The organism is Deltaproteobacteria bacterium (assembly GCA_020848745.1).
In the GTDB taxonomy this organism is placed as follows: domain Bacteria; phylum Desulfobacterota; class Binatia; order UTPRO1; family UTPRO1; genus UTPRO1.
In genome coordinates this window covers 32,708-59,426 of the sequence record JADLHM010000141.1, presented here as the reverse complement: position 1 = coordinate 59,426, position 26,719 = coordinate 32,708, and the positions used below count along the sequence as shown (strand labels likewise).

At 70.2% G+C, this 26,719-nt stretch carries 28 protein-coding genes and 3 pseudogenes; 9 read left to right on the top strand and 22 right to left on the bottom strand.

Features of this window, described 5'->3' with window-relative positions; genetic code table 11:
- Positions 1–10: 10 nt before the first annotated feature.
- The 9 genes and pseudogenes from hisH to IT293_20115 all read right to left on the bottom strand — a co-directional run bounded on the left by hisH (position 11) and on the right by IT293_20115 (position 6,355).
- Positions 11–658 (bottom strand): imidazole glycerol phosphate synthase subunit HisH, encoded by a 648-nt coding sequence (gene hisH, locus IT293_20155; GenBank protein ID MCC6766975.1) that lies wholly within the window; start codon positions 656–658, stop codon positions 11–13.
- A gap of 5 nt (positions 659–663) precedes the next feature.
- Positions 664–1,275, bottom strand: coding sequence for a hypothetical protein (locus IT293_20150; protein MCC6766974.1), 612 nt, complete (start codon positions 1,273–1,275; stop codon positions 664–666).
- Positions 1,272–1,934, bottom strand: coding sequence for an imidazoleglycerol-phosphate dehydratase HisB (gene hisB, locus IT293_20145; GenBank protein MCC6766973.1), 663 nt, complete (start codon positions 1,932–1,934; stop codon positions 1,272–1,274). Before hisB ends, IT293_20150 begins: the two co-directional genes overlap by 4 nt.
- 147 nt (positions 1,935–2,081) lie before the next feature.
- The gene (locus tag IT293_20140; GenBank protein MCC6766972.1) at positions 2,082–2,507 is read right to left on the bottom strand and encodes a PIN domain-containing protein; all 426 of its coding nucleotides are present in this window, start codon (positions 2,505–2,507) and stop codon (positions 2,082–2,084) included.
- Positions 2,495–2,749: a type II toxin-antitoxin system Phd/YefM family antitoxin gene (locus IT293_20135; GenBank protein MCC6766971.1), complete on the bottom strand. Its 255-nt coding sequence runs from the start codon at positions 2,747–2,749 to the stop codon at positions 2,495–2,497. Before IT293_20135 ends, IT293_20140 begins: the two co-directional genes overlap by 13 nt.
- A gap of 115 nt (positions 2,750–2,864) precedes the next feature.
- A complete protein-coding gene (locus tag IT293_20130) occupies positions 2,865–4,517 on the bottom strand; it encodes a hypothetical protein (protein ID MCC6766970.1) in 1,653 nt (550 codons plus the stop codon).
- Positions 4,518–4,623: 106 nt separating this feature from the next.
- Positions 4,624–4,728: pseudogene (locus IT293_20125) on the bottom strand (hypothetical protein).
- Between the two features lie 193 nt (positions 4,729–4,921).
- On the bottom strand, positions 4,922–5,320 hold the full coding sequence (locus IT293_20120; GenBank protein MCC6766969.1) for a four helix bundle protein: 399 nt from the start codon (positions 5,318–5,320) through the stop codon (positions 4,922–4,924).
- 84 nt (positions 5,321–5,404) lie between these two features.
- Positions 5,405–6,355, bottom strand: coding sequence for a DUF1566 domain-containing protein (locus tag IT293_20115; protein MCC6766968.1), 951 nt, complete (start codon positions 6,353–6,355; stop codon positions 5,405–5,407).
- Between the two features lie 461 nt (positions 6,356–6,816).
- On the opposite strand from IT293_20115, the gene IT293_20110 reads away from it, so the two are divergent.
- The 3 genes from IT293_20110 to IT293_20100 all read left to right on the top strand — a co-directional run bounded on the left by IT293_20110 (position 6,817) and on the right by IT293_20100 (position 7,848).
- The gene (locus IT293_20110; GenBank protein ID MCC6766967.1) at positions 6,817–7,113 is read left to right on the top strand and encodes a type II toxin-antitoxin system RelE/ParE family toxin; all 297 of its coding nucleotides are present in this window, start codon (positions 6,817–6,819) and stop codon (positions 7,111–7,113) included.
- Positions 7,110–7,436 carry a type II toxin-antitoxin system Phd/YefM family antitoxin gene (locus IT293_20105; GenBank protein MCC6766966.1) on the top strand — a complete coding sequence of 109 codons (327 nt, stop codon included), beginning with the start codon at positions 7,110–7,112 and terminating at the stop codon, positions 7,434–7,436. Before IT293_20110 ends, IT293_20105 begins: the two co-directional genes overlap by 4 nt.
- Positions 7,437–7,593: 157 nt before the next feature.
- Positions 7,594–7,848 (top strand): hypothetical protein, encoded by a 255-nt coding sequence (locus IT293_20100; GenBank protein ID MCC6766965.1) that lies wholly within the window; start codon positions 7,594–7,596, stop codon positions 7,846–7,848.
- A 335-nt stretch (positions 7,849–8,183) separates the two neighbouring features.
- Here IT293_20100 and IT293_20095 read toward each other — a convergent pair whose 3' ends face one another.
- From IT293_20095 to IT293_20085, 3 genes and pseudogenes are all read right to left on the bottom strand, one after another.
- Positions 8,184–9,368 (bottom strand): ATP-binding protein, encoded by a 1,185-nt coding sequence (locus IT293_20095; GenBank protein MCC6766964.1) that lies wholly within the window; start codon positions 9,366–9,368, stop codon positions 8,184–8,186.
- Positions 9,369–9,662: 294 nt separating this feature from the next.
- Complete coding sequence (locus tag IT293_20090) at positions 9,663–10,082, bottom strand: hypothetical protein (protein MCC6766963.1); 420 nt, start codon at positions 10,080–10,082, stop codon at positions 9,663–9,665.
- A 30-nt stretch (positions 10,083–10,112) separates the two neighbouring features.
- A pseudogene (locus IT293_20085) lies at positions 10,113–10,722 on the bottom strand (enoyl-CoA hydratase).
- Between the two features lie 57 nt (positions 10,723–10,779).
- Here IT293_20085 and IT293_20080 point away from each other — a divergent pair.
- The gene (locus tag IT293_20080; protein MCC6766962.1) at positions 10,780–11,187 is read left to right on the top strand and encodes a YjbQ family protein; all 408 of its coding nucleotides are present in this window, start codon (positions 10,780–10,782) and stop codon (positions 11,185–11,187) included.
- Here IT293_20080 and hisD read toward each other — a convergent pair.
- The 6 genes from hisD to glpK all read right to left on the bottom strand — a co-directional run bounded on the left by hisD (position 11,165) and on the right by glpK (position 17,642).
- Positions 11,165–12,508, bottom strand: a complete 1,344-nt coding sequence (gene hisD, locus IT293_20075) for a histidinol dehydrogenase (protein ID MCC6766961.1) — start codon at positions 12,506–12,508, stop codon at positions 11,165–11,167. The two genes, IT293_20080 and hisD, sit on opposite strands and share 23 nt — an antisense overlap.
- Positions 12,505–13,761 (bottom strand): UDP-N-acetylglucosamine 1-carboxyvinyltransferase, encoded by a 1,257-nt coding sequence (murA, locus tag IT293_20070; GenBank protein MCC6766960.1) that lies wholly within the window; start codon positions 13,759–13,761, stop codon positions 12,505–12,507. The genes hisD and murA overlap by 4 nt, the downstream gene beginning before the upstream one ends.
- Positions 13,758–14,675: a peptide chain release factor N(5)-glutamine methyltransferase gene (gene prmC / locus IT293_20065; GenBank protein MCC6766959.1), complete on the bottom strand. Its 918-nt coding sequence runs from the start codon at positions 14,673–14,675 to the stop codon at positions 13,758–13,760. Before prmC ends, murA begins: the two co-directional genes overlap by 4 nt.
- Positions 14,675–15,739 carry a peptide chain release factor 1 gene (gene prfA, locus IT293_20060; protein ID MCC6766958.1) on the bottom strand — a complete coding sequence of 355 codons (1,065 nt, stop codon included), beginning with the start codon at positions 15,737–15,739 and terminating at the stop codon, positions 14,675–14,677. Before prfA ends, prmC begins: the two co-directional genes overlap by 1 nt.
- A 105-nt stretch (positions 15,740–15,844) precedes the next feature.
- The gene (gene rpmE / locus IT293_20055; GenBank protein ID MCC6766957.1) at positions 15,845–16,066 is read right to left on the bottom strand and encodes a 50S ribosomal protein L31; all 222 of its coding nucleotides are present in this window, start codon (positions 16,064–16,066) and stop codon (positions 15,845–15,847) included.
- A gap of 79 nt (positions 16,067–16,145) precedes the next feature.
- Positions 16,146–17,642 (bottom strand): glycerol kinase GlpK, encoded by a 1,497-nt coding sequence (glpK, locus tag IT293_20050; GenBank protein MCC6766956.1) that lies wholly within the window; start codon positions 17,640–17,642, stop codon positions 16,146–16,148.
- A 121-nt stretch (positions 17,643–17,763) separates the two neighbouring features.
- Between glpK and IT293_20045 the strand changes: the two genes are divergently transcribed.
- From IT293_20045 to IT293_20025, 5 genes are read left to right on the top strand one after another with little or no spacing between them, the layout of a single operon-like run.
- Positions 17,764–18,477 carry a hypothetical protein gene (locus IT293_20045; protein MCC6766955.1) on the top strand — a complete coding sequence of 238 codons (714 nt, stop codon included), beginning with the start codon at positions 17,764–17,766 and terminating at the stop codon, positions 18,475–18,477.
- A 13-nt stretch (positions 18,478–18,490) separates the two neighbouring features.
- Entirely contained in the window at positions 18,491–19,303 is an 813-nt protein-coding gene (locus tag IT293_20040; protein ID MCC6766954.1) for a TPM domain-containing protein, read from the top strand.
- 23 nt (positions 19,304–19,326) lie between these two features.
- Positions 19,327–19,890, top strand: a complete 564-nt coding sequence (locus IT293_20035) for a LemA family protein (protein ID MCC6766953.1) — start codon at positions 19,327–19,329, stop codon at positions 19,888–19,890.
- Between the two features lie 4 nt (positions 19,891–19,894).
- On the top strand, positions 19,895–20,827 hold the full coding sequence (locus tag IT293_20030; protein ID MCC6766952.1) for a ketopantoate reductase family protein: 933 nt from the start codon (positions 19,895–19,897) through the stop codon (positions 20,825–20,827).
- Between the two features lie 9 nt (positions 20,828–20,836).
- Positions 20,837–21,109 carry a TMEM165/GDT1 family protein gene (locus IT293_20025; GenBank protein MCC6766951.1) on the top strand — a complete coding sequence of 91 codons (273 nt, stop codon included), beginning with the start codon at positions 20,837–20,839 and terminating at the stop codon, positions 21,107–21,109.
- Positions 21,110–21,127: 18 nt separating this feature from the next.
- On the opposite strand, the pseudogene IT293_20020 reads toward IT293_20025, so the two are convergent.
- From IT293_20020 to nuoL, 4 genes and pseudogenes are all read right to left on the bottom strand, one after another.
- Positions 21,128–21,663: pseudogene (locus IT293_20020) on the bottom strand (enoyl-CoA hydratase/isomerase family protein).
- Between the two features lie 95 nt (positions 21,664–21,758).
- On the bottom strand, positions 21,759–23,201 hold the full coding sequence (locus IT293_20015; GenBank protein MCC6766950.1) for an NADH-quinone oxidoreductase subunit N: 1,443 nt from the start codon (positions 23,199–23,201) through the stop codon (positions 21,759–21,761).
- Positions 23,201–24,772, bottom strand: a complete 1,572-nt coding sequence (locus IT293_20010) for an NADH-quinone oxidoreductase subunit M (protein MCC6766949.1) — start codon at positions 24,770–24,772, stop codon at positions 23,201–23,203. The genes IT293_20015 and IT293_20010 overlap by 1 nt, the downstream gene beginning before the upstream one ends.
- Positions 24,769–26,715: an NADH-quinone oxidoreductase subunit L gene (nuoL, locus tag IT293_20005; protein ID MCC6766948.1), complete on the bottom strand. Its 1,947-nt coding sequence runs from the start codon at positions 26,713–26,715 to the stop codon at positions 24,769–24,771. Before nuoL ends, IT293_20010 begins: the two co-directional genes overlap by 4 nt.
- Between the last annotated feature and the right edge of the window lie 4 nt (positions 26,716–26,719).

Below are 26,719 nucleotides of genomic sequence, written 5' to 3'. Positions count from 1 at the left end.
GTCCGGGACCTCAGCGCGCCGCGGCGGCGGCGCCGGTCTCGCCCGCGATCTCGGCGAAGTTGGCGAGGACACGGAGCCCGACCGCCTGGCTCTTCTCGGGGTGGAACTGGGTCGCGAAGACGTTGTCCTGCCAGACCGACGACGCGAACGTGCAGCCGTAGTCGGTCGTCGTCGCGACGAGCTCGGGATCGGCCGGCTCCGGATAGTACGAATGCACGAAGTAGACCTGGGCGCCGTCCTTCACGCCGGCGAGGTGCGGCGCGCGCTTCACGATGCGGAGCGCGTTCCACCCCATCTGCGGCACCTTGCGCTTGCCGTCGGGGTCGGGCGTGAAGCGCACGATCCTGCCCGGCAGGATGCCGAGGCCGCGCACGGGGCCGAACTCCTCGCTCTCCTCGAAGAGGATCTGCATGCCGACGCAGATGCCGAGGAAGGGCCGGCCGCTCGCGGCGAAGATCTTGACCGGCTCGACGAGCCCGTGACGCCGGAGGCTCTCCATGCAGGCCCCGAACGCGCCGACGCCCGGCAGCACCGCCGCCGCCGCGCCCATGATGACGTCCGGATCGCGCGTGATGACGGCGTCCGCGCCGACGCGCTCGAGCGCCTTCTGCACGCTCCGGAGGTTCCCCATCTCGTAGTCGATGACGGCGATGGTCATGGCGGTCAGGCCAGCCGCCGCGGCGCCAGGTCGACGGGCGCCCGGGCGGCGCGCGGCGCCGGCAACCAGCGGAGCGCCATCGCGCCGGCGACGAGAGCGGCGTACGGCCAGTAGAAGGCCGAAAACGTGGCCGCCACGAAGTAATTCTGCGCGAAGACGAACCACAGATAGTAGGCGCCGGTCGTGTGCAGACGCCTCCACGCGCGCGGCCCGAGCCGAGCGGCCGGCGCGTCGAAGGACGTGAGCGTCATGAGCACGAGGAACGTATAGGCAAGCCCGCCGACGGCGAGGGTTCCCGCCGGCACGGCGGCGCGAAACCCGGCCCACGTCCACCCCACGAGCGCGAAGATCGCGAGGAGGTGCACGAAGTGCGACACCGCGAACGACACCCCGAGCTGCCGGCGATTGCGCAGGAGCCAGCCCGTCGCGGCGTTCGGCCAGCGGCGGCGGAGCGCCGACGCCGCGAAGGCGAGCGTGAAGAACACCGCCGACGTACGCGCGGTCGCACGCAGCACCATCCGGATCCCCGCCTCAGCGGCGCCGACGGTGCCGAGGATCACGGCGACGATCGCCGCCACCACGAGCGTCGCCCACCCGACGATGGGCCAGCCGTTCATCCGGAAAGCGATCCCTTGGTCGAGAGCACGCCCCGGACCCGCGGATCGCGCTGGGTCGCGGCGTCGAGCGCACGCGCCATGCCTTTGAAGGTCGCTTCGACGATGTGATGCGGGTTCCGTCCCGCGAGCATGCGGACGTGCAGGTTCATCCCGCTCTCGTTCACGAACGCCAGCAGGAAGTCGTGGACGAGCTCCACGTCGAAGGTGCCGATGCGGCTCTGCTTGGTCTTGACGCCGCAGGCGAGGTACGGCCGGCCGCTCAGATCGACCACCACCTGGATCAGCGCCTCGTCGAGCGGCACCGTCGCTTCCCCGAAGCGCCGGATACCCTCCTTGCCGCCGAGCGCCCGGCGAAACGCCTGCCCGAGCGTAAGACCGACGTCCTCGACCGTGTGGTGGTCGTCGACCTCGACGTCGCCCGTCGCCCGGATGCCGAGGTCGAAGAAGCCGTGGCGGGTGAAGAGCTCGAGCATGTGGTTCAGGAACGGAACGCCGGTCTGGATGTCGTAGCGGCCCGAGCCGTCGACGTTCAGGGAGAGCTCGATTGCGGTCTCCTTGGTCTTGCGCGAGACCGTCGCCGAGCGCCCCGCCCCGACGTTCGCCGACCGTCCCGTGCCGCGAAGGACCCCGACCCGCTTCACCGTGCGTGCGCGCGCCATGACGCGGCATCATAGCCGAGGCCTCGGGGCGCCGCGAACGGTCATTCGACCCGGTCCACGAGCGGCATCGCGAAGCAGCTCGCGGGGCGCGCCCGTGCGCGGATCGTGCTCGCGGCCTCGACCGAGAGCGAATGGGTCGCCGGCCCGTCAGCTCAGAATCGTCACCGCCTTTACGCGCGAAAAGTCGCGATCGTGCGTCACTAGCGCATCGGCGTTGACTGCGATCGCGCTCGCGACCTGAATCGCATCGGGGAGCTTCAGCTTCAAGACCGCCCGGAAACGCGCTGCGCTCTCCGCGAGATCGGTGGTCAGGTCAATCACCTGCCACGACTCCATCACGGCGCGATAGCGTCGTGCCAGCGCCTCCTCGCCAGCGGCCAATGGTCCCGTCAGGACCTCCGCAACGGTCGTCGTCGTCACCGCGAAGAGAATGTCCCCCGCCGCCTGGAGATCGAATAGGGGTTGGAACCGAGAGGCGAGCCGCGGATGCGCTTCGAGGACGTAGACGATCGGGGCCGTATCGACGAGCACCAGCCCTCCGTGCGGCAGGGCCGAAAGGTCTAGCGGCTCCACTCGTCACGCAGGCGGCGCAGGGCCTTGGTGCTGCCCTTTCCCCACAAGCCTTTGCCGGACCCCGTCAACCCGACAAGCGATCTTTGGCGTGGCACACCCATGGCGCGCGCCACCGGGACTATCGCGGCAACCGATCGACCATGGCGCGTGATGATCGTGACGCGCCCTTTCTCAGCCTCCGCGAGCAGCGCAGGCAGCTGGTTGCGGGCCTCTTCGACGCCTTTGCGATGGGTTCGCGACACGGGCCATGCTGTACAGGCTGTACGGATGTCGGTCAAGTGCGGTCCCTGCGGGTGATGCGGGCGACGACGAAGGGTCCCGTGTGCCCGAGAGTTTTCCGCAGGCGTGGCACCGCCCTCAAGAAGCCGTGGCCACCTCGAGGCTGACCCACACCGCCGGCTGCGCTTGGCCCACTGAGGCCGACCGCGCGTATGGCGACACCCAGAGCCTGGCCGGCGTACGTTCGAAGGACCACGGGGCACGGTCGGAACGCCGCTCCACCGCCAGGATCACCGACCAGCCTGAAGCGAGCGCGCGGCGGACGAACGCGCGGAGACAGCTCCGCGGGAACCCCGCCGCGAGCCCGAACCCCGCGCGCGGCAGGTGCACGGCCCGGAGCCCGAGGAGGCGTTCCCCGCGCACGCGCTGCGGCCCGTAGAGCTCGACGTAGCGCCCGACCTGGAGAAAGAGGAGCACGTCGTCGCCCGCCGCCCGCAGCAGATGGCGATAGGCGCGGGCGAGCGGTCGCGCGCGTGAACCGCGCGCCGGGACCGCACGCGGCGCGGCGGACCACCGTACGCCGGCGCGCCACCCCGTGCGGCGACACACTAGCGGCAGCCAGGCCGCATGGCGCTCCCACATCCGGAGCCAGAGACCGTAGGCGGCGCCGTGACGGAGGTGCCCGCCGTAGGCCGCAAGCGTCGCCTGCAACTGCGACGACACCCTGCGTACCGGCCGGCCCGCGCGCGGCGCCGCGGGACGCACCCGCCGCTCGAGGTCGATGGCGCGCGCCGCTCCCGCCAGCGCCGGCTCACAAAGGACACGCTCGAAGCCGGCGAGCCGGCGCGCGAGGTTACCGAGCGTCTGGCGCCGCGGCACGCGGTGGCTCCACCAGGTCCGCCACCCGACGAACATGACGCCCGCGCCCACCGGCCGCGGCTCCGCCGCCTCGGCCCGCAGGGCGAGGTGCAAGCGTTCGGCAAGGAACCCCGCGATCTTCGCATGCCAGCCCCGGAGCCGCTCCGGATCGTCGGCCAGCAGCACGAGGTCGTCGACGTAGCGGACGTACCGGCGGCAGCGGAGCTCGCGCTTCACGAACTGATCGAGCGCATCGAGATAGACGTTGGCCCAGAACTGGCTCGTGAGGTTCCCGATCGGGAGGCCGCGGGCGTTGCCGGCGCCAAAGAGGCTCTTCGCCGGCGGCACCGGGTAGCCGGGAGTCTCCGGACCGGGCACGTGCCCGCCGAGCGAGCGGAAGCGATAATCGCGCGTCGGGTCGTGGAAGAGGATCGTCCACGTCAGCCAGCGGAGCTCCGGGTCGCGGACGCGCGCCGCGATCAGCTCGTAGAGCGTCGCCTTGTGGATCGACGCGAAGAAGCTCGCGACGTCGAGCTTCAGGGCCCAGCCGGGCCGCCGGCCGTTGGCGGTGAGCTGGCGGAGGAAGCGCATGAGCCGATCGCTCGCGGCGAGCGTGCCCTTGCCCGGACGGCAGGCGTACGAGTCGTGGATGAAGCGCGGCTCGAAGACGCGCTCCTGCCGCTCGACCAGCAGGTGGTGGACGATGCGATCGCGGAAGTCCGCCGCGAAAACCTCGCGCGGCTTCGGCCCCTCGGTGACGAAGCAGACCGAACGTCCGGGCACGTAGCTGTGGTCGCGGAGCGCCCGCTGCAAATCGAGCAGCTTCGCCTCGGCGTCGATCTCGAACGCGAGCGCATTGACGGTGCCGCGCTTGTGCCGGCGACAGCGCCGGTAGCAGCGGTACAGATTCGCGAAGCCGTAGAGATCGTCCACGCAACACCGTCACGGCCAGCGCCGAGCCACCGCCTGATCGTCGTGTGATACGCGCACAGAAAAACGAACCGGGGAGGGAGCCCGTGCTCCCTCCCCGCAGGGCCGATCACGATCCGCCACGCACTCCGCGAACATAGTTGTTGTTGGTCTTATTGTTCGCGTTCACGTTGCCGTCGTTGAAGTTCACGTTCCACGCGTTCGACGGATTGTTCTGATACGTCGTAGCCGACCAATAGTTGTTCGACTGGCGCCCGCGCCGCTTGTTCCCGGCCTGCTGCCGCCGGACCCGGACGCCTGGCCGTGCGGCAGCGCGGGAAGACGCCCTTCTGCCGCCGCCCCGCTACAGGGCCTTGGCGTTCGCCCGGCACCAGGACGCGGCGACGGGCGGGAGCGGGACCTCGTGATCATGGCGCGCTCGGCGCGGCGAGCCCTGCCGGCATTGCCCGCCGATTCTGGCCATGGCCCTGACTCTTCAACCAACCTTCGTTCTGCTTGGCGATGCCGGTGACGGTGGTGATGGCGTGCTCGAAGCTGTTGAAATTGGGAAATGCCTTGACGTCGTGCCCGAGCCGCAAGAGCACTTTCAGCTGCTCGACTTCCTCGCGCACCTCGAGCAACACCGGCCGCTTGTCGCGCCGTGCGTTGGCCCGCACGACGAGCTTCACGACACGGCGCGCGCCCTCGCGGAGGTCGGCGCCGAGCGCGTACTTGTGGTAGCGCGAGAAGCCTTGGACGACTTGCTCGCACCAGAGACAGAAGTCGTATGCCGCTTTGTAGATCGGCAGGTGCTCGGTCTGCGCCATTGCTAGCCGCTTTCCCTGGGGGGCTCCCGCCCCCCAGACCCCCCGAAATCAAATGGTCAAACCTTCAAATGATCCAATGATCGATCACGAGCCGCCACGCACTCCGCGAACATAGTAGTTGTCGGGCTTACCGTCCGCGTACACGTCGCCGTCGAAGAAGAACACGAGCCACGCGAGCGACGGACTGTCCTGATACGTCGTAGCCGACCAATAGAAGTTCGACTGGGTACAACTACAGGTCGTCACGGTACACGCCGGGGCGCACGCCGTATTGAACGCAGCGCTTACGGACGGGTTCACCGCCCCATAGCTCACGAGGCTCTGGAGCTCGTTGACGTTGGGCAACCGCCAGTCCGTATGGCCGGCGAAGCCTCCACCCGCGTTCAAGCCCGCGATCTTCACCGCGAAGGCGTTCGTCCACGTGTAGTAATTGTCCTTGTCGTGGAGACTGCCGTCGTCCGACAGCTTCTCCCACATGAGGCCCGTCCGGTCGTCGGTGATCGTACCGTCGCCGTTGTCGGTATAGCTCCGCGCCAACCCCTTCTGGAGCTCGCCGTCCTGCCCGGTGCCGGCACAGGGGATCACCACGCCCCCGGCGTCGTAGCAGGCGTACTGCTCCGTCTTCAGGCGCTGCCCTTGCGGAGCCGCGAGACACGCCGCCAGGTCCGCCGGACAATCGGTCAGCACCCCGCCCCCGACGGCGGTCGCGATGTTGGTCGTGCAGCCGTCGACGACGGTGCCGATCGCGGTCTCGTCGCCGTTGCTCGGGCAGGCGCCGCCGGCGTTGGCTTCGAGCTTCTGCCAGGCGGCTCCATATTTGGTCGTGCACTTGCCGATGGCCGTTGCATAGGCCGCGCCGTCGCCGGTGGTGGCGAGCTTGGCCTCGGCGCCGTGGCGGCAGGCGGCGTACTTCCCGGCGGCCTTGTTCTTACCGGCCTGGCACTTCTGGGCTGGGGTCGCGGCCCGCGCAGCGCTGGCGGAAAGTGCGACGACGGCGAGCGCCGCCAGCGCAAGGTTTCGAACTGGAACGCGCATCGGAGATCCTCCTTCGATCGACGGAATCTACGGAACGGGAGACGGCACGAAAACGGCTTTGGCGATAGCCTACCCCCCCCCCCCCCCGGTCAATCGAAAAATGGCGAGCGTTTCCGCCGGGCCGACCTCGATGAGGTTCCTTCTATCGACTTCGTTCGAGGACTCGGCATGCGGCGAACGGAGGACGGCAGGCACGATGCCTCAACCGGTACGATCTCGACGATGCGCTGTAGTCCGCCGAAATCGTCCGGACACGGTCATCGCGAGCAGGGTTCGAATGGCTCGGAGATCCTCCTTCGATGCACTCTTCGCAACGGGGACGGCACGAAAGGCGGTGTTGGAAATAGGCCCGTCAATCGAAATCGACCCCGGGCCAACCATGGCCAGAGAAGCTCTTGTTGAAGATATGAACGAGCGGGCTTGCGCGCCGCGGGGCTGTGTGACTACAGTTGTAGTCTCTGATGTTCGGCGTTCGGATCGCGCAGTTGGCTGTGGATCATCTGGCGACGATCCGCTCGTACGACCGCAACCGAATCCTCGACGAGATCATGACGCACCTTCGCAACGATCCCCAGCAAGAGACGCCGCGTCGCAAGCAGTTGCCCGGGGTGGTGCCGCCGTTCGAGCACGTTCAGCCGGTGTGGCAACTTCGCGTCGGGGAATTCCGCGTGATCTACGACGTCGACAGCTCGACCAGACTGGTGATCGTTCGGGCGGTACTCCGAAAGGGTCGGCGGACCACAAAGGAGATCCTATGAGAGTGCTGGCGATTCGCGAAGCGAAGAGCGGCCTCAGCGCCACCCTCGAAGATGCCCAACGGGAACGGATCCTCATCACCCGCAACGGTCGGCCATGCGCCATCGTGATCGGTGTGGAAGGGCGCGACCTGGAGGACGTGATGCTCATGTCCAACCCTCGCTTCTGGCGCATGATCGAGGCGAGCCGGAAGGATCCGCGAACCTATTCCCTGGACGAGGTGAGGGCGCACTTTGCGGCCGCCGCGGCGCGGCCGACCGGAGGCCGATCCGGGAAGCGGGCAGGACGAACGCAGGCACGACGAGCCCGGCCGTCGCGCGGATGATCCGCTACCCGCAACCGCCGTCACGAGCGCAACCGCGGTCGCCGCAATGGTCGAAGGGCAGCGACGGGGTCTCGGATGTCGGCCTCCATGCGCACGGACGCCTCCCGTCGCCTGACCCTTGCTTGAGCTGGCGAACGGAACGTATAGGCTCGCCCTCGTGCGCCCGGAGGACATCGCGCGCTTCGCGCGACGCGACTGGGAAACCCTGGAAGCCGCGAAGACCGAGCAGTGGCTCGAGGAGCGCCGGCGCCGGGGCGTCGCGTGGTGCTTTCAGGTGGGCGACGCGCTCCGACGCCAGGTCGCCCGCCAGCAGCCGACCTGGCCCACCGCGGCCGACCGCGAGGCCGACCTCGAAACCCACGTCCGGGTGGGAAAGGCGCTCCGTCGTGTCGACCGACCCCACCGCCGCTGACCTGCTCCGGGCCCTCGCGCCCGTCCTCACCAAGTTCGGCGGACGATGGTACGTCTTTGGTCGGCCGGGTGCGTGATCTGATCGGGCAGCTCGAGACGGCGATCGATCAGGCGGATCTGCTGCCGTGCCTCGAGGAGCAGATCCGGATCGCACGCGCGCGAGGTGGTCGAAGCTCGTGACGTTACGAAACGCCTCGACATCGTGCCCGAGGCGCAGGAGCCGGCGAGGGGCGCGGTCCCGGGTGCCCGGGTTTCGTGCTGGATCTCGACGACCTCTGGACCGAGATCGACGAGGTCGCGGGCACGCGGCGCCGCACGTAACGGACCTGACGCGCCTCAGGCGCGCGGCCGCCGCGGCCTTCCGACCGACGGGAGCGGGCGGCCGGGGGTCACGCCGGCCAGGAACTCCGCGATCGGGATGCAGGGGATGCCCTCGATCGCGAGCCGTTCGGCGCCGCGATGGAGCAGCGCGAGCTCGGCCGCGGGATGGTCGTCGCGGAACGCGCGCAAGCCGCGGAGGTCGGACGCCTGCACGCGGCGCGTGTTCTTGACCTCGAAGGCCCAGAATCCCGCGCGCCCGTAGACGACGAGGTCGACCTCGCTCCCCGCCTTGGTGCGCCAGTAGTACAGCCGGCAGTCGTTCGCCGTGTAGTCGATCCAGGCCCGCAGGTGCTGGGCGACGAGACCCTCGAGCGCGGGTCCTGCAATTTCCTCGGGGCGATCGAGCGGTCCGGCAGGCCGCGCCGATCGATAGACCCCGGCATCGAACCAGAAGAACTTCGGATGCGCCTGGAGGATGCGTTTCGCGCGCCGGGTGAAGATCGGCACCTGAAACGCGAGCAGCAGGTCTTCGAGAATGGCGAGATACCCTTCGGCGGTCTTCCGGCTGACGTCGCAATCGCGGGCGACGTTCGCGAGGTTGAGCGGGCACGCGTGCGCGAAGCTAATCGCTTCGAGAAAGCGCGCGAACCCGCCGAGATCGCGGACCATGCCTTCGGCCTGCACTTCCTCGCGCACGTACAGCGACAGATAGCCATCGAGCGTCCGCTCGGGCTCGGCGGCATCCCAGACCAGCGGGACGAGGCCGGTCGCGAGCGCGCGATCGAGCGTGAAGGCAGGCCCCAGCTCCGCCGCCAGGAACGGATGCAGCGCCGTACGGACGGCGCGACCGGCGAGCAGATTCACCCCCGATCGCCGGAGCTTCCGCGCGCTCGACCCCGTCAGAACGAAGCGCCGCGCCCCCTTGCGCGCTTCGATCTCCTCGTGGACGACGTCGAGCAGCGCCGGCACGCGCTGGACCTCGTCGATGACGATCACGCGGCGGTCCGGGTGCGCGGCGAGCACTTCGCGGAGCCGCTCCGGCCGCGCCACGTAGCCGCGCACGACCTCGGGCGCGAGGAGGTCGATCCGCAGAGCGTCGGGAAACGCGTGCCGGAGCCAGGTCGATTTGCCGGTGCCGCGGGGCCCGAAGAGGAAGAAGTGCCCTTTCGGCGGCTGGAATAATCTCCCTATCGTCGCCATTTCCGCTTTCAATATGGCGGCTTCAGGTCACGACGGCAAGGCGTAGGTGCGCCTCGGAGACGCAATCCCGTTATGGCGACGGCGGCTCAGCCGAGCAGGTCTCGCACGCGGCGTAGGAACGTCCGGAGGTCCGGCGAGCCGTTCGTCGCCGCGTCGTGGATCCGGCGCATGTCCAGGCGTCGGTGGCAGGCTCGAGGTCCTCCGGGCGCGCCGGCAACCGCTCGGCGACGCGGGTGAGGTGGCGTTCGACCGCCGCGGCGCGCTCCGCCAGGATCTCGCGATCGAGAGCCGGCATCACAGCCGCTCGAGCACGGCGTCGTAGGCCGCGCGCAGGATCGGCTCCGCCTCGCACCAGAACGATGCCGCTTCGAGGCGGAACCGCGCGACCTCCGCAGGGTCGCCCCACGCGAGGACGCCGTCACGGGCGGCCCGAAAGCGCAAGAGACCGCTCGCCGCCGACAGGTCGACCAGGTCGTCGTCGTCGGTCGCGAGGAGGCGGACGAGAGCGGCCCGCAGGTCCAAAGGATCGAAACCGTCCTCGCCGAGATAGCCGAAATCCCAATCCGCCGTCGCTGCCGCGTCGCCGCGTGCCCGCGACCCGAAGAGGAGCAGCGCTCGGAGGCCGGCCTGGGTCTCGGCGGCGGCGCGAACGCCTTTCAGCGCGGCGGCAACGTCCATGGCGACGACGTAGCAGACGGCTCGGCTCGGCGGCAACGCGGCGTCCTCCGCGAGAGCGCGGCGGACTCAGCAAAAGAGCGTACGACGGTCGTCCTCGTCGCGGGCGATCGCCTCCTGGATGGTCCGCAGCGCCGAAGCGCGCGCCCGGAGCTTGGTCGCGGCATAGGCTCCGGCGTCGAGCTTCGCGAGCTCCGCCGCCTTCGCCCGCGCCGCCGTCTCGAGGTCCGCGGCGGGAACGACGCGGTCGAGCCAGCCGGCGGCGATCGCGTCCGCCGGCGCGCAGCTCTCCGACTGGATCACCGCGCGCTGGAAGTGCGCCGACGCGAGCCGCTGCCGGCAGATCTCGACCCCGAAGTGCGGCATCGTGATGCCGATCGCGACCTCGTTCGCGACCACGCGATACGGCCCCGCGACCCCGAGGCGGTAGTCGGTGGCGAGCAGGAGAAACGCGCCCATCGCGATCGCGCCCACCCGCCATCATCACCTTCAGGTCGAAGCCGGCCGAGAACGTCTCCGGCCGCCCCGTCAGGATCACCGGCGCCTTCTCGGTCTGCGCACGGTCGACCGCCGCGTTCAACGCCGCGAGCATTGCGGCGGAGAGCGCGTTCCGTTTGCCGTCGTCCATCGTGATGGTGGCGATGCCGTCCTCGGTGCGGTACGTCACGAGCGTGCTCATCGGGACTCCTTCGTCGTGGGCTCTGTCGGCGCGTAGCACCGCCGCGAAGCTGTCGCCATGCGCTCGCTGATCGCGCTCGCGACCGGCGAGCGCGAGACCCTGGTCGACGTGACCGAGCGCGTGCGCGCGGCGGTCGCGGAGAGCGGGATCGCGAACGGCCTCTGCTGCGTCTACGCCCACGGCGCGACGGCGGCGATCATGATCCAGGAGAACTGGGACGCGAGCGTGCCGACCGACGTCGTGCGGTTCCTGCGCCGATTGATTCCGCCCGGCGTCTGGCTGCACGACCGTCAGGACGGCAACGGCGACGCGCACCTGAAGGCCGGGCTCGTCGGCCCGTCGGAGACGATCCCCGTGATCGACGGCGCGCTCGGCCTCTCGACCTGGCAGGGCATCTTCTTCTGCGAGTTCGACGGTCCCCGCACCGACCGCCGCATCAGCGTCACGATCGTCGCGAGCGAGTGATGCGGCCGTCCCGACGCCGTCGCGGGAGCCGCCGTTCGATCGCGCGGGCGTGTGCGTCGAGCCCTTCGAGTCGGGCGAGCCGCGCCACCACGGGGCCGAGCGTCGCCATCGTACGCGGCCCCGCCGCGATCACGCTCGAGCGCTTCACGAAGTCGTAGACGCCGAGCGGCGACGAGAAGCGCGCGCTGCCGCCGGTCGGCAGCACGTGGTTCGGACCGGCGAGGTAGTCTCCGAAGGGCTCCGGCGCGTGCTCGCCGAGGAAGATCGCGCCGGCGTGGCGCACCTTCGGGAGCCAGCGCTCGGGACGGCGGACGGCGAGCTCGAGGTGCTCGGGCGCGATGCGGTTCGCGAGCTCCACGGCCTCGGCGAGGGTCGCGGTCACGAAGGCCGTGCCGTAGCGCGCGAGCGCGCGCCGCGCGATCGCCTGCCGCGGCAGCTCGCCGAGCTGCGCCGCGAGGGCGCGCGCCACCCGCTCCGCGAGCGCGGCCGACGGCGTCACGAGGATCGCCGCCGCGAGCGGGTCGTGCTCGGCCTGCGAGAGCAGGTCGGCCGCGACGAGGTCGGCGCGCGCGCGGGCGTCGGCGACGATCAGCACCTCGCTCGGCCCGGCGATCATGTCGATGTCGACCGCACCGAAGACGAGCCGCTTCGCGGTCGCGACGAACACGTTGCCGGGGCCGCAGATCTTGTCGACGCGCGGGATCGAGCGCGTTCCGTAGGCGAGCGCCGCGATCGCCTGGGCGCCGCCGACCCGGAAGAGCCGGTCGATGCCGGCGATGTGCGCCGCCGCGAGCACCTCGGCGCTGGCGCGCCCCGGCGGCGTCACGCCGATCACCTCGCCGACGCCCGCGACCTTGGCCGGAATGACGTTCATCAGGACCGACGACGGGTACGCCGCGGTACCGCCCGGCACGTAGACTCCGACGCGATCGAGCGGCCGCACCTGCTGGCCGAGGCGCGCGCCGGCGGCGTCACGGAAGCTCCACGAGCCCTGCCGCTGGCGGCGGTGGAACGCCGCCACCCGGCGCGCCGCGAGCGCGAGCGCGCTCCGCACCGGCGACGGCAGCGACGCCGCCGCCTCGGCGAGCTCCGCCGCCGGGACCTCGACGGTGCGCGCCCCGAGCGCCACGCCGTCGAAACGCTTCGTGTACGCGAAGAGCGCCGCGTCGCCGCGCTTGCGGACGTCGGCGACGATCGTCCGCACGGTCCGCTCGACACGGCCGGTTGCCTCCTCGCCGCGCGCTTCGAGCAGCGCGAGCCGGCGCGCGAAGGCCCGGCCGCGCGTCGGCACCACGAGCAGGACGTCGCGTCCCGCGCTCATCCGCGCACCCGCTCGACGTCGGCCCCGAGGCTCGAGAGCTTCGCCTCCAGGCGCTCGTAGCCGCGATCCAGGTGGTAGACGCGCGCGATCTCGCTCGTGTTCTGCGCCGCGAGCGCCGCGAGCACGAGGCAGACGCTCGCGCGGAGATCGGTCGCCATCACCGGGGCGCCGGAGAGGCGGGGTACGCCGCGCACGAGGGCGGTCTTGCCATCGACGCGGATGTCCGCGCCCATGCGGACGAGCTCCTGCACGTGCATGAAGCGGTTCTCGAAGATGGTCTCGGTGATCATGCTGCGGCCCTCGGCGGTCGTCATGAGCGCCATGAACTGCGCCTGCAAGTCGGTCGGGAAGCCGGGGTGCGGCGACGTGCGGACGTCGGTCGCGCGGCAGCCCGCGCCCGGCCGGACGCCGACGGCGCCGGCGTCGCGTGCGACGGCCACGCCGGCCTCCTCGAGCTTCAGGAGGAGCGCGTCGAGGTGCTCGGCGCGCGCGCCCTCGACGGTGACGTCGCCGCCGGTGATGGCACCGGCGATGAGCAGCGTCCCGGCCTCGATGCGGTCCGGAATGACGGTGTGGTCGAAGGCGCCGAGCTCGCCGACCCCCTCGACGGTGATCAGCGCGGTACCGGCGCCGGCGATCTTCGCGCCCATCTTCACGAGCGCCGCCGCGAGATCCTCGATCTCGGGCTCGCGGGCGGCGTTCTCGATCTCGGTCACCCCCTCGGCGAGCGTCGCCGCCATCATGAGGTTCTCGGTGGCGCCGACCGACGGGAAGTCGAGGGAGATGCGTCCGCCGCGCAGGCGCCGCGCCTCGGCCTCCACGTAGCCGTGCGCCTGGCGGATCGTGGCGCCCATGCGCTCGAGCCCGGCGAGGTGGATGTCGACCGGCCGGCTGCCGATCGCGCAACCGCCCGGCGTCGAGACGCGCGCGTAGCCGGTGCGCGCCACGAGCGGCCCGAGCATCAGGAAGGACGCCCGCATCGTCTTCACGAGCTCGTAGGGCGCCTCCGCCGACGTCAAGTCGCGGGCCTCGACGAGGATCGCCTCGAAGGCGTCGTCGCCGACGAGGCAGCCGACCTTCTCGAGGAGGCGGAGCGTCGTCGTGATATCGGCGACGCGCGGCAGGCCGCGGATGGTGCAGCGCTCGCGCGTCAGCAGCGCGGCGAACAAGAGCGGCAGCCCGGCGTTCTTCGAGCCACCGACCGGCACGCGGCCGGCGAGGCGGCGGCCGCCGCGGACGACGATCCTCGTCACGACGCCGCCGCCCGCGTCGCAGGCACAGCCGCGGCCGCCGCAACGACGACGCGCTCGATGCCGGCGAGGTCGGCGAAGCAGCCGACGGCGGCGAGACCGGCGTCGGTGAGAAGCGCGGCGACGGCCGCCGCCTGGCCGGCGCCGACCTCGACGAGGAGCGTACCGCCCGGCGCCAGCACGCGCGCCGCCTCGGTGGCGATCCGGCGGTACGCGGCGAGGCCGTCGGGGCCGCCATCGAGCGCGAGCGCGGGCTCGCGCCGCACCTCGGCCGGGAGGCCCGCCAGGTCGCCCGAGGGGACGTAGGGCGGGTTGCTCACCACGAGGTCGAAGCGCGCGCCGGCGGCAAGAGCCGCGGTCCAGTCGCTCGCGAGGAACCGCATCCGGGCCGCGACGCCGAAGGCCGCGGCGTTGCGCGCGGCGACGGCGAGCGCCGCCGGCGACGCGTCGACCGCCGTCACGTCGGCGTTCGGCAGCTCGGCGGCGAGCGTGACGGCGAGCGCGCCGCTCCCGGTCCCGAGATCGAGGACGCGGAGCACACCCGCGCGGCCGCCGGCCGCGTCGACCGCCGCGAGCGCGCGCTCGACCACGAGCTCCGTCTCGGGCCGCGGCACGAGCACGTCCGGCGTCACCACGAAGCTCCGCGACCAGAACTCGCGGCGGCCCGTGAGATGCGCGACCGGCTCGCCGTCGCCCCGCCGCTTCACGAGCGCGCGGTAGGCGTCGACCTCGCTCCGGCCGAGCGGACGGTCGAAACGCAGATAGACGCCGACGCGGTCGGTCCCGAGCATCTCCGCGAGGAGCAGCTCCGCGTCGAGCCGGGCGCTCGCGATCCCCCGCCCCGCGAAGAACTTCGCGGCCAGCTCCAGATACGCGAGCGCCGTCTCCGGCGCCGCCTTCCTCCCCTCCGCCGCCATCAGTGCGCCGCCTTCAACGCTTCCGCTTGATAGTGCGTGATGAGCGCGTCGATCAACGGGTCGAGGTCGCCTTCGAGGGTCTTGTCCAGCGCGTGCAGCGTGAGGTTGATGCGGTGGTCGGACACGCGGCTCTGCGGGAAGTTGTAGGTCCGGATGCGCTCCGAGCGGTCGCCGGTGCCGACCATGCTCTTCCGCGAGGCGGCGATCTCGGCCTGCTGCTCGGCCTGCGCCCGCTCGAGGAGGCGGGCACGCAGGATCTTGAGCGCCTTCGCCTTGTTCTTGAGCTGCGACTTCTCGTCCTGGCACGAGACCACGAAGCCGCTCGGGATGTGGGTGACCCGCACCGCCGAGTCGGTCGTGTTGACGCTCTGACCGCCCGGACCCGAGGAGCGGAACACGTCGATCTTGAGGTCCTTCTCGTCGATGTGCACGTCGACCTCGTCGGCCTCGGGGAGCACCGCGACGGTCACGGCCGAGGTGTGGATGCGCCCCGAGCCCTCGGTCTCCGGCACGCGCTGCACGCGGTGCACGCCGCCCTCGAACTTGAGGCGGCTGAAGGCGCCCTGCCCCTCGAGCGAGGCGACGATCTCCTTCACGCCGCCGAGGCCGGTCTCGCTCGAGCTCAGGATCTCGACCCGCCAGCGCCGCGCCTCGGCGTAGCGCGTGTACATCCGGAAGAGCTCGGCGGCGAAGAGGCTCGCCTCCTCGCCCCCGGTTCCGGCGCGGATCTCGAGGAGCACGTTGCGCTCGTCGTTCGGATCGCGCGGCAGGAGCAGCACCTTGAGGCGTGCCTCGAGCGCGTCGTTCTCGGCTCTCAGGCCGGGGAGCTCCTCCTGGGCGAGAGCGCGGACGTCCTCGTCGGCGTCGTGCAGGAGCGACTTGTTGCCCTCGATCTGGTCCTGGAGCTCCTTCCACGCCCGGTAGGTGTGGACGATCTCTTCGAGGCCCGAGCGCTCCTTGCCGAGCTTCGCGAACTCCTTGCGGTTGCCGATGACGTCGGGCTCGACGAGGAGACCCTCGAGCTCGACGTATCGCGCTTCGACTGCGGCTAGCTTGTCGAACATGGCCCCCCGGAGCCCGACTCTCGAACGAAAAAAAAGGGGCCGGGAGACCGAACCCCCTGCCCCGGCGTCGCGGTGTCCCCCACCACGACGGGCACGTCCGGCGCGCTACTGCTGCGCCGGCGCCTTGGTGACGCTGCCGAACTTCTTCCGGAACCGCTCGACTCGGCCGGCGGTGTCCACGAGCTTCTGCTTGCCGGTGTAGAAGGGGTGGCAACTGGAGCAGAGCTCGACGTGGATCTCGGGCCGTGTCGAGCGCGTCTGGATGACGTTCCCGCAGGCGCACACGATCTTGGCCGGCTGGTAGTTCGGGTGGATGCCTTCTTTCATTTGGTGACTCCTCGGCGTTTCGTGCGAAGCCGCGGACCTTACCATCGGGGTCCGGGGGCGGCAACCCGACGAGATCGCGTCAGGGGCGCACGCTCCGCACTCGCGCCACCGCGTCCTGCCACCCCGCATACGCCGCCTCGCGCTCTTCGGCCTTCATTTTCGGCTTGAAGACCTTGTCGGCCGCGCGGACGCGCGCGAGCTCCGCTTGGGTCCAGAAGCTCGTGCCGAGGCCCGCGAGGAACGCGGCGCCGGTCGCCGTCGTCTCGACTACCTTCGGCCGGTCGACGGTAGTACCGAGGACGTCCGCCTGGAACTGCATCAGGAAGTCGTTCGCCGCCGCCCCGCCGTCGACGCGAAGAGCGGCGATCGGCTTCGAGGCGTCGGCCGCCATCGTCTCGACGACATCGCGGGTCTGGAATGCCAGCGACTCGAGCGCCGCTCGCACGAGGTGCTCGCGCCCGACGCCGCGCGTGAGCCCGAGAATCGCGCCGCGTGCATCCGGGTCCCAGTACGGCGCGCCGAGCCCGACGAAGGCGGGCACGACGTAGACGCCGAGTGTCGACTTGACCTTGCGCGCGAGCGCCTCGCTCTCGGCGGCGTTCTTCAGGATCTCGAGCCCGTCACGGAGCCACTGCACGACGGCCCCCGCGATGAACACCGACCCTTCGAGCGCGTAGGTCGGCGCGCCGCCGGCGCCGCAGGCGATGGTGGTGACGAGGCCGCGCTCCGAGGTGACCGCCTCGCTTCCGGTCTGCATCAGCACGAAGCAGCCGGTGCCGTACGTATTCTTCACCATGCCGGGCGCGAAGCAGCCTTGACCGAAGAGCGCCGCCTGCTGATCGCCCGCGACGCCCGCGATGAGGACGGGCGCGCCGAGCAGACGCGCCTCGGTCTCGCCGAGGACGCCGCTCGACGGCCGCACCTCGGGGACCATCGACGCCGGCACGTCGAACATGCGCAGCAGCTCCGGATCCCAGCCGCGGGCATGGATGTCGAAGAGCAACGTGCGCGAAGCGTTCGTCGGATCGGTCGCGTGCACCTTGCCGGCGGTGAGCTTCCAGACGAGCCAGCTGTCGATCGTGCCGAAGACGAGGTCGCCGGCGGCGGCGCGGGCACGCGCGCCACGCACGTTGTCGAGGATCCACGCGACCTTTGTCCCCGAGAAGTAGGGGTCGAGCACGAGGCCGGTCTTGGCGCGCACCGCGGCCTCGGCGCCCTCGTCTTTCAGCTGCGCACAGACGGCGGCGGTGCGGCGATCCTGCCAGACGATCGCGCGGTGGATCGGTTGCCCGGTGCGCCGATCCCACACCACGGTCGTCTCGCGCTGGTTCGTGATGCCGATCGCCGCGAGCGACGCGACCTTGACCCTGGCCTTGCGGAGCGCCTGGCGCGCGACGGCGAGCGTGACGCGCCAAATCTCTTCGGCGTCGTGCTCGACCCATCCCGGCTTCGGGTAGTGCTGGCAGACCTCCGAGTAGGCGCGGCCGGCGATGCGACCCCGCCGGTCGAACACGAGCACTGTCGAGCCCGTCGTCCCTTGATCGATCGCCATCACGTGGGTCGGCTTCGTCGCCATCCGATCTCCTCCCGAGCGCGTGGCCGCCGCGCCGGTCGCGGCTCTTACCAGCTCACCGGCGGGGCAGCCACACCCGCCGGCGACTTGCGCCTCCGGATCGCGGTGCCTATCATCCGCGCGCATGCCGCGGCGGATCACGCCCGAGCGCGTCGCCAGCGAGGCCGGAGCCGAGCTGGCCGAGGCCGTCGGATCGGCTCTCCGCACCGTCGTCCTCTACGGCAGCGCCGGGCATCCCGACTTCCGCCCCGAGCGCTCGGACGTCAATCTGGCCGCCGTCGCCGATCCGATCTCGTTCGCGCATCTGCAACGGGTCGCCCAGTGGTACGCGCGCTGGCGCGGCGAGCGAGTCGCCGCCCCGCTCCTGCTGGCGCCGGGCGACCTGACGCGCTCCCTCGACGTGTTTCCCCTCGAAATGCTCGACATCCAGGCCCGCCATCGAACACTCGCCGGTCAGGAGCTCTTCCGCGACCTGCCGATCACGAGGGACGCGGTCCGTCTCGAGTGCGAGCGCGAGGCCAAGGGAAAGCTGGTGCGCCTGCGGGGCCTCTATCTCGAGCTCGCCGGCTCCATTCTCGACCTCCGCGAGCTCATGATCGACTCGCGGAAGACGTTCCTGCACGTGATGCGGGGTCTGGTCTGGGCCCGCGGGCTCGGGTGGGAGACGCGCGAGACGGCCGCCGTCGCGGCGTTCACCCGCGCCTTCGGGTGCGCGCTCCCCGTGCTCGAGCTCCTCGCCGGAGGGCGCGATCCCGGCGCCGTCGAGAGTCGATTCGGGGAGTACGTGGCGGAGATCGAGACGATCGCGGCGCTCGCCGACGCCGCGCCGCACGCATGACGCCGGCGGCCCGATGACGGATCCGCGACCGCCGGGAGGCGCGGCCGTCCGGCGGGTCTTCGCGCTCGCGTTCGTACTCGCGTTCGCCGCGTGGCGCGCCGAAGCGGCGCCGGCCCCCCTGCCGACGCCGCTCGGCTTCGTTTCCGATTTCGCGGGAGTCATCGACGGTGCAACCAAGGCGCGCCTCGCCGCGCGCATCGGAGAGCTCAAGGAGAAGACGGGCTCCGAGATCGCCGTCGTCACACTGGCCACGACCCGACCCGACCCGGTGCCGGAGCGCGCCGTCCGCCTCGCCGAAGCATGGAAGCCGGGCGGCCGCGACAAGGACAACGGGGTGCTCTTCCTCGTCGCCGTCGAGGACCGCGAGATGTTCATCGCGACCGGCTACGGCATCGAAGGCGCCCTGCCGGACGGTCTCGTCGGCGAGATCCGCGACCGCACCATCGTGCCGAAGTTCCGCAGCGGCGATCTCGCGGGCGGCATCGAGGCCGGAGTCGATCGCATGGCGGCGATCATCGCCCGCGAGTACCACGTCGAGCTGACCGGCGCGCCGTCGCCGGAGGCGCCGCCGACGGCGCACTTCAGCCGCGGTGATCTCATCGTCCTCGTGATCATCCTGCTCGTGATCTTCGGCCCGTATCTCTTCGGCTGGAACGGGCCTCCCGGCGCGCGGGGGTCGCCGCGGCGACGGCGCGCGTGGGACGTCGGTCCGCCGATGTGGGGCGGTACGTTCGGCGGGGGCGGCTTCGGGGGTAGCGGTGGCGGAGGCTTCGGCGGGTTCGGCGGCGGCAGCTTCGGCGGCGGCGGCGCCGGTGGAAAATGGTGATCTCACTGCATGGAGGAGACGACATGACGCGTTCACGAACGATGCTCGCGACGGTGGCGCTGCTGCTGATCGCCTCGACGCTCTCGGGTTGCGGCTACAACCGGCTCGTCGGCCTGCGCGAAGCGATCGACGGCGCCTGGGCACAGGTCGAGAACCAGCTGCAGCGGCGCAACGACCTGATCCCGAACCTCATCGAGGTGACCAAAGGCTACGCGGCCCACGAGAAGGGGATCTTCGAAGCGGTCGCGAACGCGCGCGCCCGCATGCTGGCGGCGGGCGGCTCGCGCGACGCGGAGATCGCGGCGTCCGGCGAGCTCTCGTCGGCGCTCTCGCGGCTCCTCGCGCTCGCCGAGAGCTATCCGAACCTGAAGGCCGACACGCAGTTCGCACGGCTCTCCGACGAGCTCGCCGGCACGGAGAACCGCATCGCCACGGAGCGGCGGCGCTACAACGAAGTCGTGCAGGAGTACAACACGCTCGCCAAGACCTTCCCGACGGTGCTCACGGCGAAAGTGTTCGGCTTCGGCGAGCAGAAGTACTTCGAGGTTCCCGAGAGCGCGAAGCAGGTGCCGCAAGTGAAGTTCTGACGCCGTGCGCATCCTGATCGCCGGCACGGGCGCGGTCGGCGGCTTCTTCGGAGCCTCGCTCGCCCGGGCCGGCCACGACGTGACCTTTCTGGCGCGCGGCGCGAATCTCGCGGCCCTTCGCGCGGCCGGCCTCACCGTCGAGAGCATCGACGGCGACTTCCACGTCTCGCGCCTCACGGCCGTCGACGACGTCGGCGGGCTCGAGCCCTTCGCGCTCGTGTTCTTCACTGTGAAGTCATACGACACCGCGGCCGTCGCCCGGCAGATCGCGCCCGTGGTGCGAGAGGACAGTGTCGTCTTGTCCCTGCAGAACGGGGTCGAGAACGAGACGCTGCTCGCGTCGGCGCTCGACCTGCCGCCGCTCATGGGGGCCATGACCGAGATCGGCGCCGAGCTGGTGGCGCCGGGCGTCGTCCGCCACGTCGCCGAGGGCACGATCTTCTTCGGCGAGCTCACCGGCCACGAGAGCCCGCGCGGCCGAACTCTCGCGACGCTGCTCACCGAAGCCGGGATCCGTCACCGCCTCACCCGCGAGATCGCGGTCGGACTCTGGGGCAAGCTCATGTGGAACGCGGCGCACAACGCGGTGACCGCCCTCACGCACACGACGGCCGGAACCGCCGCCCGGATCCCGGCGACCGCCGACGTGCTGCGCGCCGCCATGCACGAGGTCGTCGCGGTCGCGCGCGCGCAAGGCATCCAGCTCGACCCGGCGCGCGTCGAGACCACCATCGCCTTCTCGCGCGACCATCTCGACACGCTCCGCACCTCGATGCTCCAGGACCTGGAGCGCGGGCGGCGCCTCGAGTACGACGCCATCAACGGCGCCGTCCTGCGCTTCGGCGAAGCCGTCGGCGTGGCGACGCCCGTGAACCGGGTCCTCTACGGACTGCTCGCCGCGCTCGATCCCGCGCGAACGCATCCCTCCGAAAGGTAGGCTCTCACGATGGACATCCGTTTCTTCTTGACCGTCTTCACGACGGTCTTTCTCGCCGAGCTCGGCGACAAGACGCAGCTCGCGACGTTCCTCTACGCCGCCGACGGCCGGCACTCGAAGCTCGCCGTCTTCGCCGGCGCCGCATCGGCGCTGATCGTGACGTCGGCGATCGGCGTCGCCATGGGCGGCCTGATCTCCCAGTACGTGAGCCCACGCACGCTCTCGTGGCTCGCCGGCGCGGGGTTCATCGCGATCGGGATCTGGACGATCGCGCGGTCGTAGCCGTACCGGGAACGCGGCCTACGTGCCGCTGAACCGCGGCGCGCGCTTCTCCATGAAGGCGTGGATCCCCTCCTGGAAGTCGCGCGAACGGAACAGCAGCATGAGCTGCATGAGCACGTGGTGGGAGTGCGATTCGAAGTCCTCGCCGAGACCGTGGCGGTAGAGGCGCTTCATCGCCCGGAGCGCGAGCGGGGCGTTGGCCGCCATCTTCGCGGCCCAGGCCGCCGGTCCGTTGAGCGCGCAGATGATCGGCGTATCGAGCTCGTGCAGCACCGTCGTCGGCAGATCGCGGGTCCCGAAGTGAGCCGCTCCGCCTCCGGGCGACAACACCCCGGCGCCGCCGATGCCTTTCCCCGCCGCCGCGTCCTTCAAATCGAGCCCGCTGCAGAAACCGCGCCCGGCCCCCGTCAGCACGATCACCCGCACGTCGGGGTCGGCCTCGGCCTCCAAGAGCTTCCGCGTGAGCAGCTCCAGCATCTCGACGCTGATCGCGTTCAACCGCTCGGGGGGTTCAGCGTCAGCGTCGCGACGTACTCGGCCTTCTCGTAGAGCAGGTCAGCCACGGAAACCTCCCTCCCTTCTGAGGATGTACGAGCGCCTCGGGTTCAGGTGCTCATCGCGCAGCGACTGCCGCCGGCAGCGTGCGCGCTCAGAGCGACAGGAACCCGAAGCGCGCGAGCTGCATCCAGATCGCGGGAAAGACGCCGACCACGACCGTCATGACCGCCGACAGCACGATCGACGTCAACAGATAGGGCTGCCGCGGCACGCGGCCGTGCTCCTCGGCGGCGGGCGTCAGGTACATCGCGATCAGCACCCGGACGTAGTAGGCGGCCGAGATCGCGCTGTTGAGGACGCCGATCACGGCGAGCACGTAGTAGCCTTCGCGGATCGCGGCCGTGAAGACGTAGAGCTTGCCGGCGAATCCCGCGAGCGGCGGAATCCCCGTCAGCGACAGCATGAAAATCGTCATGGTGACACCGAGGAGCGGGCGGCGGAACCCGAGACCCGCGTAGTCGTCGAGTGTCTCGTTCGGCTCACCGACCGAGCCGAGCGCGGCCACGACGCCGAACGCACCGAGCGTCATGAAGGAGTAGACCAGCAGATAGAAGAGCGCCGCGGTGCCGCCGGCGGAGCCCGCAGCGACGAGCGCCACGAGGATGTATCCGGCGTGCGCGACGCTCGAGTACGCGAGCATGCGCTTCACGCTCCGCTGCGCGAGGGCGAGCACGTTGCCGACCGTCATGGTGAGCGCGGCGATCACCCAGAGCAGCATCGACCAGTCGGCGTGCAGCCCGCCGAAGCCGTGGAGGAAGACCCGCACGAAGGCCGCGAAGCCCGCGGCCTTCACCGCGACCGCCATCAGCGCGGTGACGGTGGTCGGCGCCCCTTCGTAGACGTCGGGGGTCCACATGTGGAACGGCGCCGCGGCCACCTTGAACCCGAACGCGACGATCAGCATCGCGACGCCGGCGATCAGCATGGAGCGATTCGGCGTGCCGCCGACCGCCGCCGCGATCTGGTCGAGCCGGAAGGCGCCGGTCGCCCCGTAGACGAGCGCGATGCCGTACAGCAGGAAGCCCGTCGCGAACGCGCCGAGCAGGAAGTATTTCATCGCGGCCTCGTTCGACCGGAGCTGCGTCCGCCACGCGCCGGCTAGGACGTAGACGCTGATCGACATGATCTCGAGGCCGAGGAACACGACGATGAGGTCGGTCGCGGACGCCATCACGATCATGCCCGCGATCGCGAAGACGACGAGGCCATAATAGTCGCCCGAGGGGATGCCCGTGCCTTCGAGGTAGGTCATCGACATCAGGACGACGACGATGCCGGTCACCAGGAACAGGAGATCGAAGAAGAGCGCGTAGCCGTCGAGCGCGAACGTCCCGTTGAAGGTGATCGACTTCTGACCGGCGAGGCACGCGGTCGCGACTGCGGTCACGGCCAGGCCTATCAGCGTGATCCAACCGAGCGTCTCGTCGTCGTCGACGAAGAGCCCGAGGGCCAGGAGAACGAGGCCGAGGATCGACGTCAGGCCGACCGGGAGGATCGCGAGCCAGTCGATCGCCGGCAGCAGCAGCTGCTCCATCAGACGCCCCCCGCGTGCTTCGCCGGCGCGTGGTCCGCCTCGACGGCGACGGCGCGCGCCTGGTGCTTCTCCATGCGGGCGATGATCCCCTTCACCGACGGCTCCATCACCTCGAGGAACGGTTTCGGGTAGACGCCCATCACGACGATCATGGCGACGACCGGCACCAGCACCGCGATCTCGCGCGGCCGGAGGTCCTCGAGCGTCGCGTTCTCCTCGTGGCGGAGCGGGCCGAAGGCGAGCCGCTGGAACATCCACAGCATGTAGACCGCGCCGAGCACGAGGCCGCTCGACGCGACGACCGTCGCGAGACGGCTCTCGCCGAAGGCGCCGAGCAGGATCAGGAACTCGCCGACGAAGCCGTTCAGGCCCGGCAATCCGATCGACGACAAGGTGACCAGCAAGAACACGGCCGCGTAGCGCGGGATCGGCTTCCAGAGGCCGCCGAAGTCCGCGATCAGGCGCGTGTGGCGGCGCTCGTAGATCATGCCGACCAGGAGGAAGAGCGCGCCCGTCGAGAGCCCGTGGTTCAACATCTGATAGATGGCGCCCTGGATGCCCATCGGGTTCACGGCGAAGAGGCCGAGCATCACGAAGCCGAGATGCGACACCGAGGAGTACGCGACGAGCTTCTTCAAGTCGGGCTGCACCATGGCGACCATCGCCCCGTACACGATGCCGATCACCGCGAGCGCCACGACGAAGGGCGTCGCCGCCACCGTCGCCGCCGGAAAGAGCGGCATCGCGAAACGCAGGAAGCCGTAGGTGCCGAGTTTCAGCATGATGGCGGCGAGGATGACCGAGCCGCCCGTCGGCGCCTCGACGTGCGCGTCGGGGAGCCAGGTGTGGAGCGGGAACATCGGCACCTTCACCGCGAACGCGAGCGCGAAAGCGGCGAAGAGCCACCCCTGCTCCCGCGGACTCAGCGCCACGTCGTAGAGGAGCCGGACGTCGAAGGTCGTCGGCGCGCCGGCGCGAACGTGGGCGCCGACGAGGTAGAGGATCGCGAGCAGCATCAGGAGGCTCGCGGTCAGGGTGTAGAGGAGGAACTTGATCGAGGCGTACACCCGGCGCTGGCCACCCCAGATGCCGATGATGAAGTACATCGGCACGAGCATCAGCTCCCAGAAGACGTAGAAGAGGAAGAGGTCGAGCGCGACGAAGGCGCCGATCATCCCCGTCTCGAGCATCAGCATGAAGAAGAAGTACTCCTTCACGCGCTTCTGCACGTCGCCGAACGAGAAGAGAATCACGAGCGGCGTGAGGAACGTGGTGAGCAGCACGAGGAAGAGGCTCACCCCATCGACGCCGAGCAGGTACTGAATGCCCCAGTCCGGGATCCACGGGTGCTGTTCGAGGAACTGGAACTCCGCCGTGTCGGGGCGGAGCCCGGCCCACAGGCCGAGCGACAACAGGAACGTGATCGACGAGAACACGAAGGCCGCGCGCTTGGCGCCGTCCACCTGCTCGCGCGGCAGCAGCAGCACGAGGAACGCGCCGATCATGGGCGTCCAGACGACGAGGCTCAGGAGCACGTTGCCGGTTCCGCCGGCTGGTTCGAAGCCGTTCATCGCATCACGTAGTAGGCGAGCACCGCGACGACGCCGCCGAGGAACGCGAGTGCGTAGTGCTGGACGTTGCCGGTCTGGGCGTGACGCCAGAGGTTGCCGTTCGCGCCGACCGCGCCGGCGAGGCCGTTCACGAACCCGTCGATGAGCTCCTGGTCGGCGACTTTCCAGAGGAACGTCGAGAGCCGCACGTAGGGAGCGACGATCACCGCATCGTAGAGCTCGTCGATCCAGTACTTGTTGAGCAGCAGCTCGTAGGCGCCCTTCAGCCGCCAGCTCAGCACCATGGGGAGACCCGGGAGCCGGAGGTAGAAGACATAGGCGAGCAGCGCGCCCGCGATCGCGAGCGTCGTCGCGATCAGCATGAGCGCGCCCTCGCCCAGCATGCCGCCCTCCGCGAGGTGCGGGTACCCCGTCACCGGCGCGAGGAGGTGGCCGAAGCGGTTCCCCCAGAGCCAGTGCTCGGGCAGTCCGACCCAGCCGCCGACGATCGACAGCAGGGCGAGGATGACGAGCGGGATCGTCATGACCGGCGGCGACTCGTGGACGTGATGCGCGACGTCGTGGTCGGCGCGCAGCTCCCCGAAGAAGGTCAGGAAGAGCAGGCGGAACATGTAGAAGGCCGTGAGCGTCGCGGTGATCGTGGCGGTGAGCCAGAGCCACGGATGGCCGCCCGCCCACGCGTGGTAGAGGATCTCGTCCTTGCTGAAGAAGCCGGCGAAGCCGGGGGCGCCCGCGATCGCCAGCGTGCCGATCAAGAAGGTCCAGAAGGTGACCGGCATCTTGGTGCGGAGCCCGCCCATCTTCTGGACGTCCTGCTCGCCGCTCATGCCGTGGATCACGCTCCCGGCGGCGAGGAAGAGGAGCGCCTTGAAGAAGGCGTGGGTCATCACATGGAAGACCGCCGTCGCGAAGGCGCCGACGCCGAGCGCCAGCACCATGAAGCCGAGCTGGCTCACCGTCGAGTAGGCGAGCACCTTCTTGATGTCGGTCTGCACGAGCGCGATCGTGGCGGCGAAGAGCGCGGTCATGGCGCCGAGCACGGCGACCACCTGCATGGCGGCGGGGCTGAGCGCGAACACGACGTTCAGCCGGGCGATCATGTAGATGCCGGCGGTCACCATCGTCGCGGCGTGGATCAGCGCCGAGACGGGCGTCGGACCCGCCATCGCGTCCGGCAACCAGGTGTAGAGCGGGATCTGCGCCGACTTGCCGGTCGCGCCGATGAGCAAGAGGAGCGCGATGACCGTCGCGGTGCCGGAATCGAGGCTCGCCGCATGCGCCTGGATGTGAGCGAAGTCGAGGCTGAGCGCGCCCCCCGCCGCCGGAGCCAGGCTCCAGGCGAGGAGCAAGAGGCCGAGCACGAAGCCCATGTCGCCGATGCGGTTCACGATGAACGCCTTCTTGCCCGCGGCCGCGTTGTCGTCGCTCTCGTACCAGAAGCCGATCAATAGATAGGAGCACAGCCCGACGCCCTCCCACCCGACGAACAACACGAGGAGGTTGTCGCCGAGCACGAGCAGCAACATCGCGAACATGAAGAGGTTCAGGTACGCGAAGAAACGCGGGCAGCTCTCGTCGTGGCCCATGTAGCCGACGGAGTAGACGTGGATCAGGAAGCCGACCGCGGTCACGACCAGCGCCATGACCGCCGAGAGCGCGTCCATACGGAACGCGATGTCGGCATGAAACGACCCGGCAGCCATCCACGTGTAGACGGTCTGGGAGAGGCGCGCCCCCTCGGGAGCGCCGAAGAGCGTCGCCACGGAGGAGACCGCGACCGCGAGCGCGGCCAGCACCGCGAGCGGCGACGTGATCTTCACGAGCCCGGACAAGCGCTCGGCGCACACGGCGATCAGAAATCCGGCGAGCGGGAAGAACGGAATCAACCAGAGCATCTGCGAGTGCAGGATCACGGCTTCGGCGGCGGCGTGGGTCTCGTGCATCGGG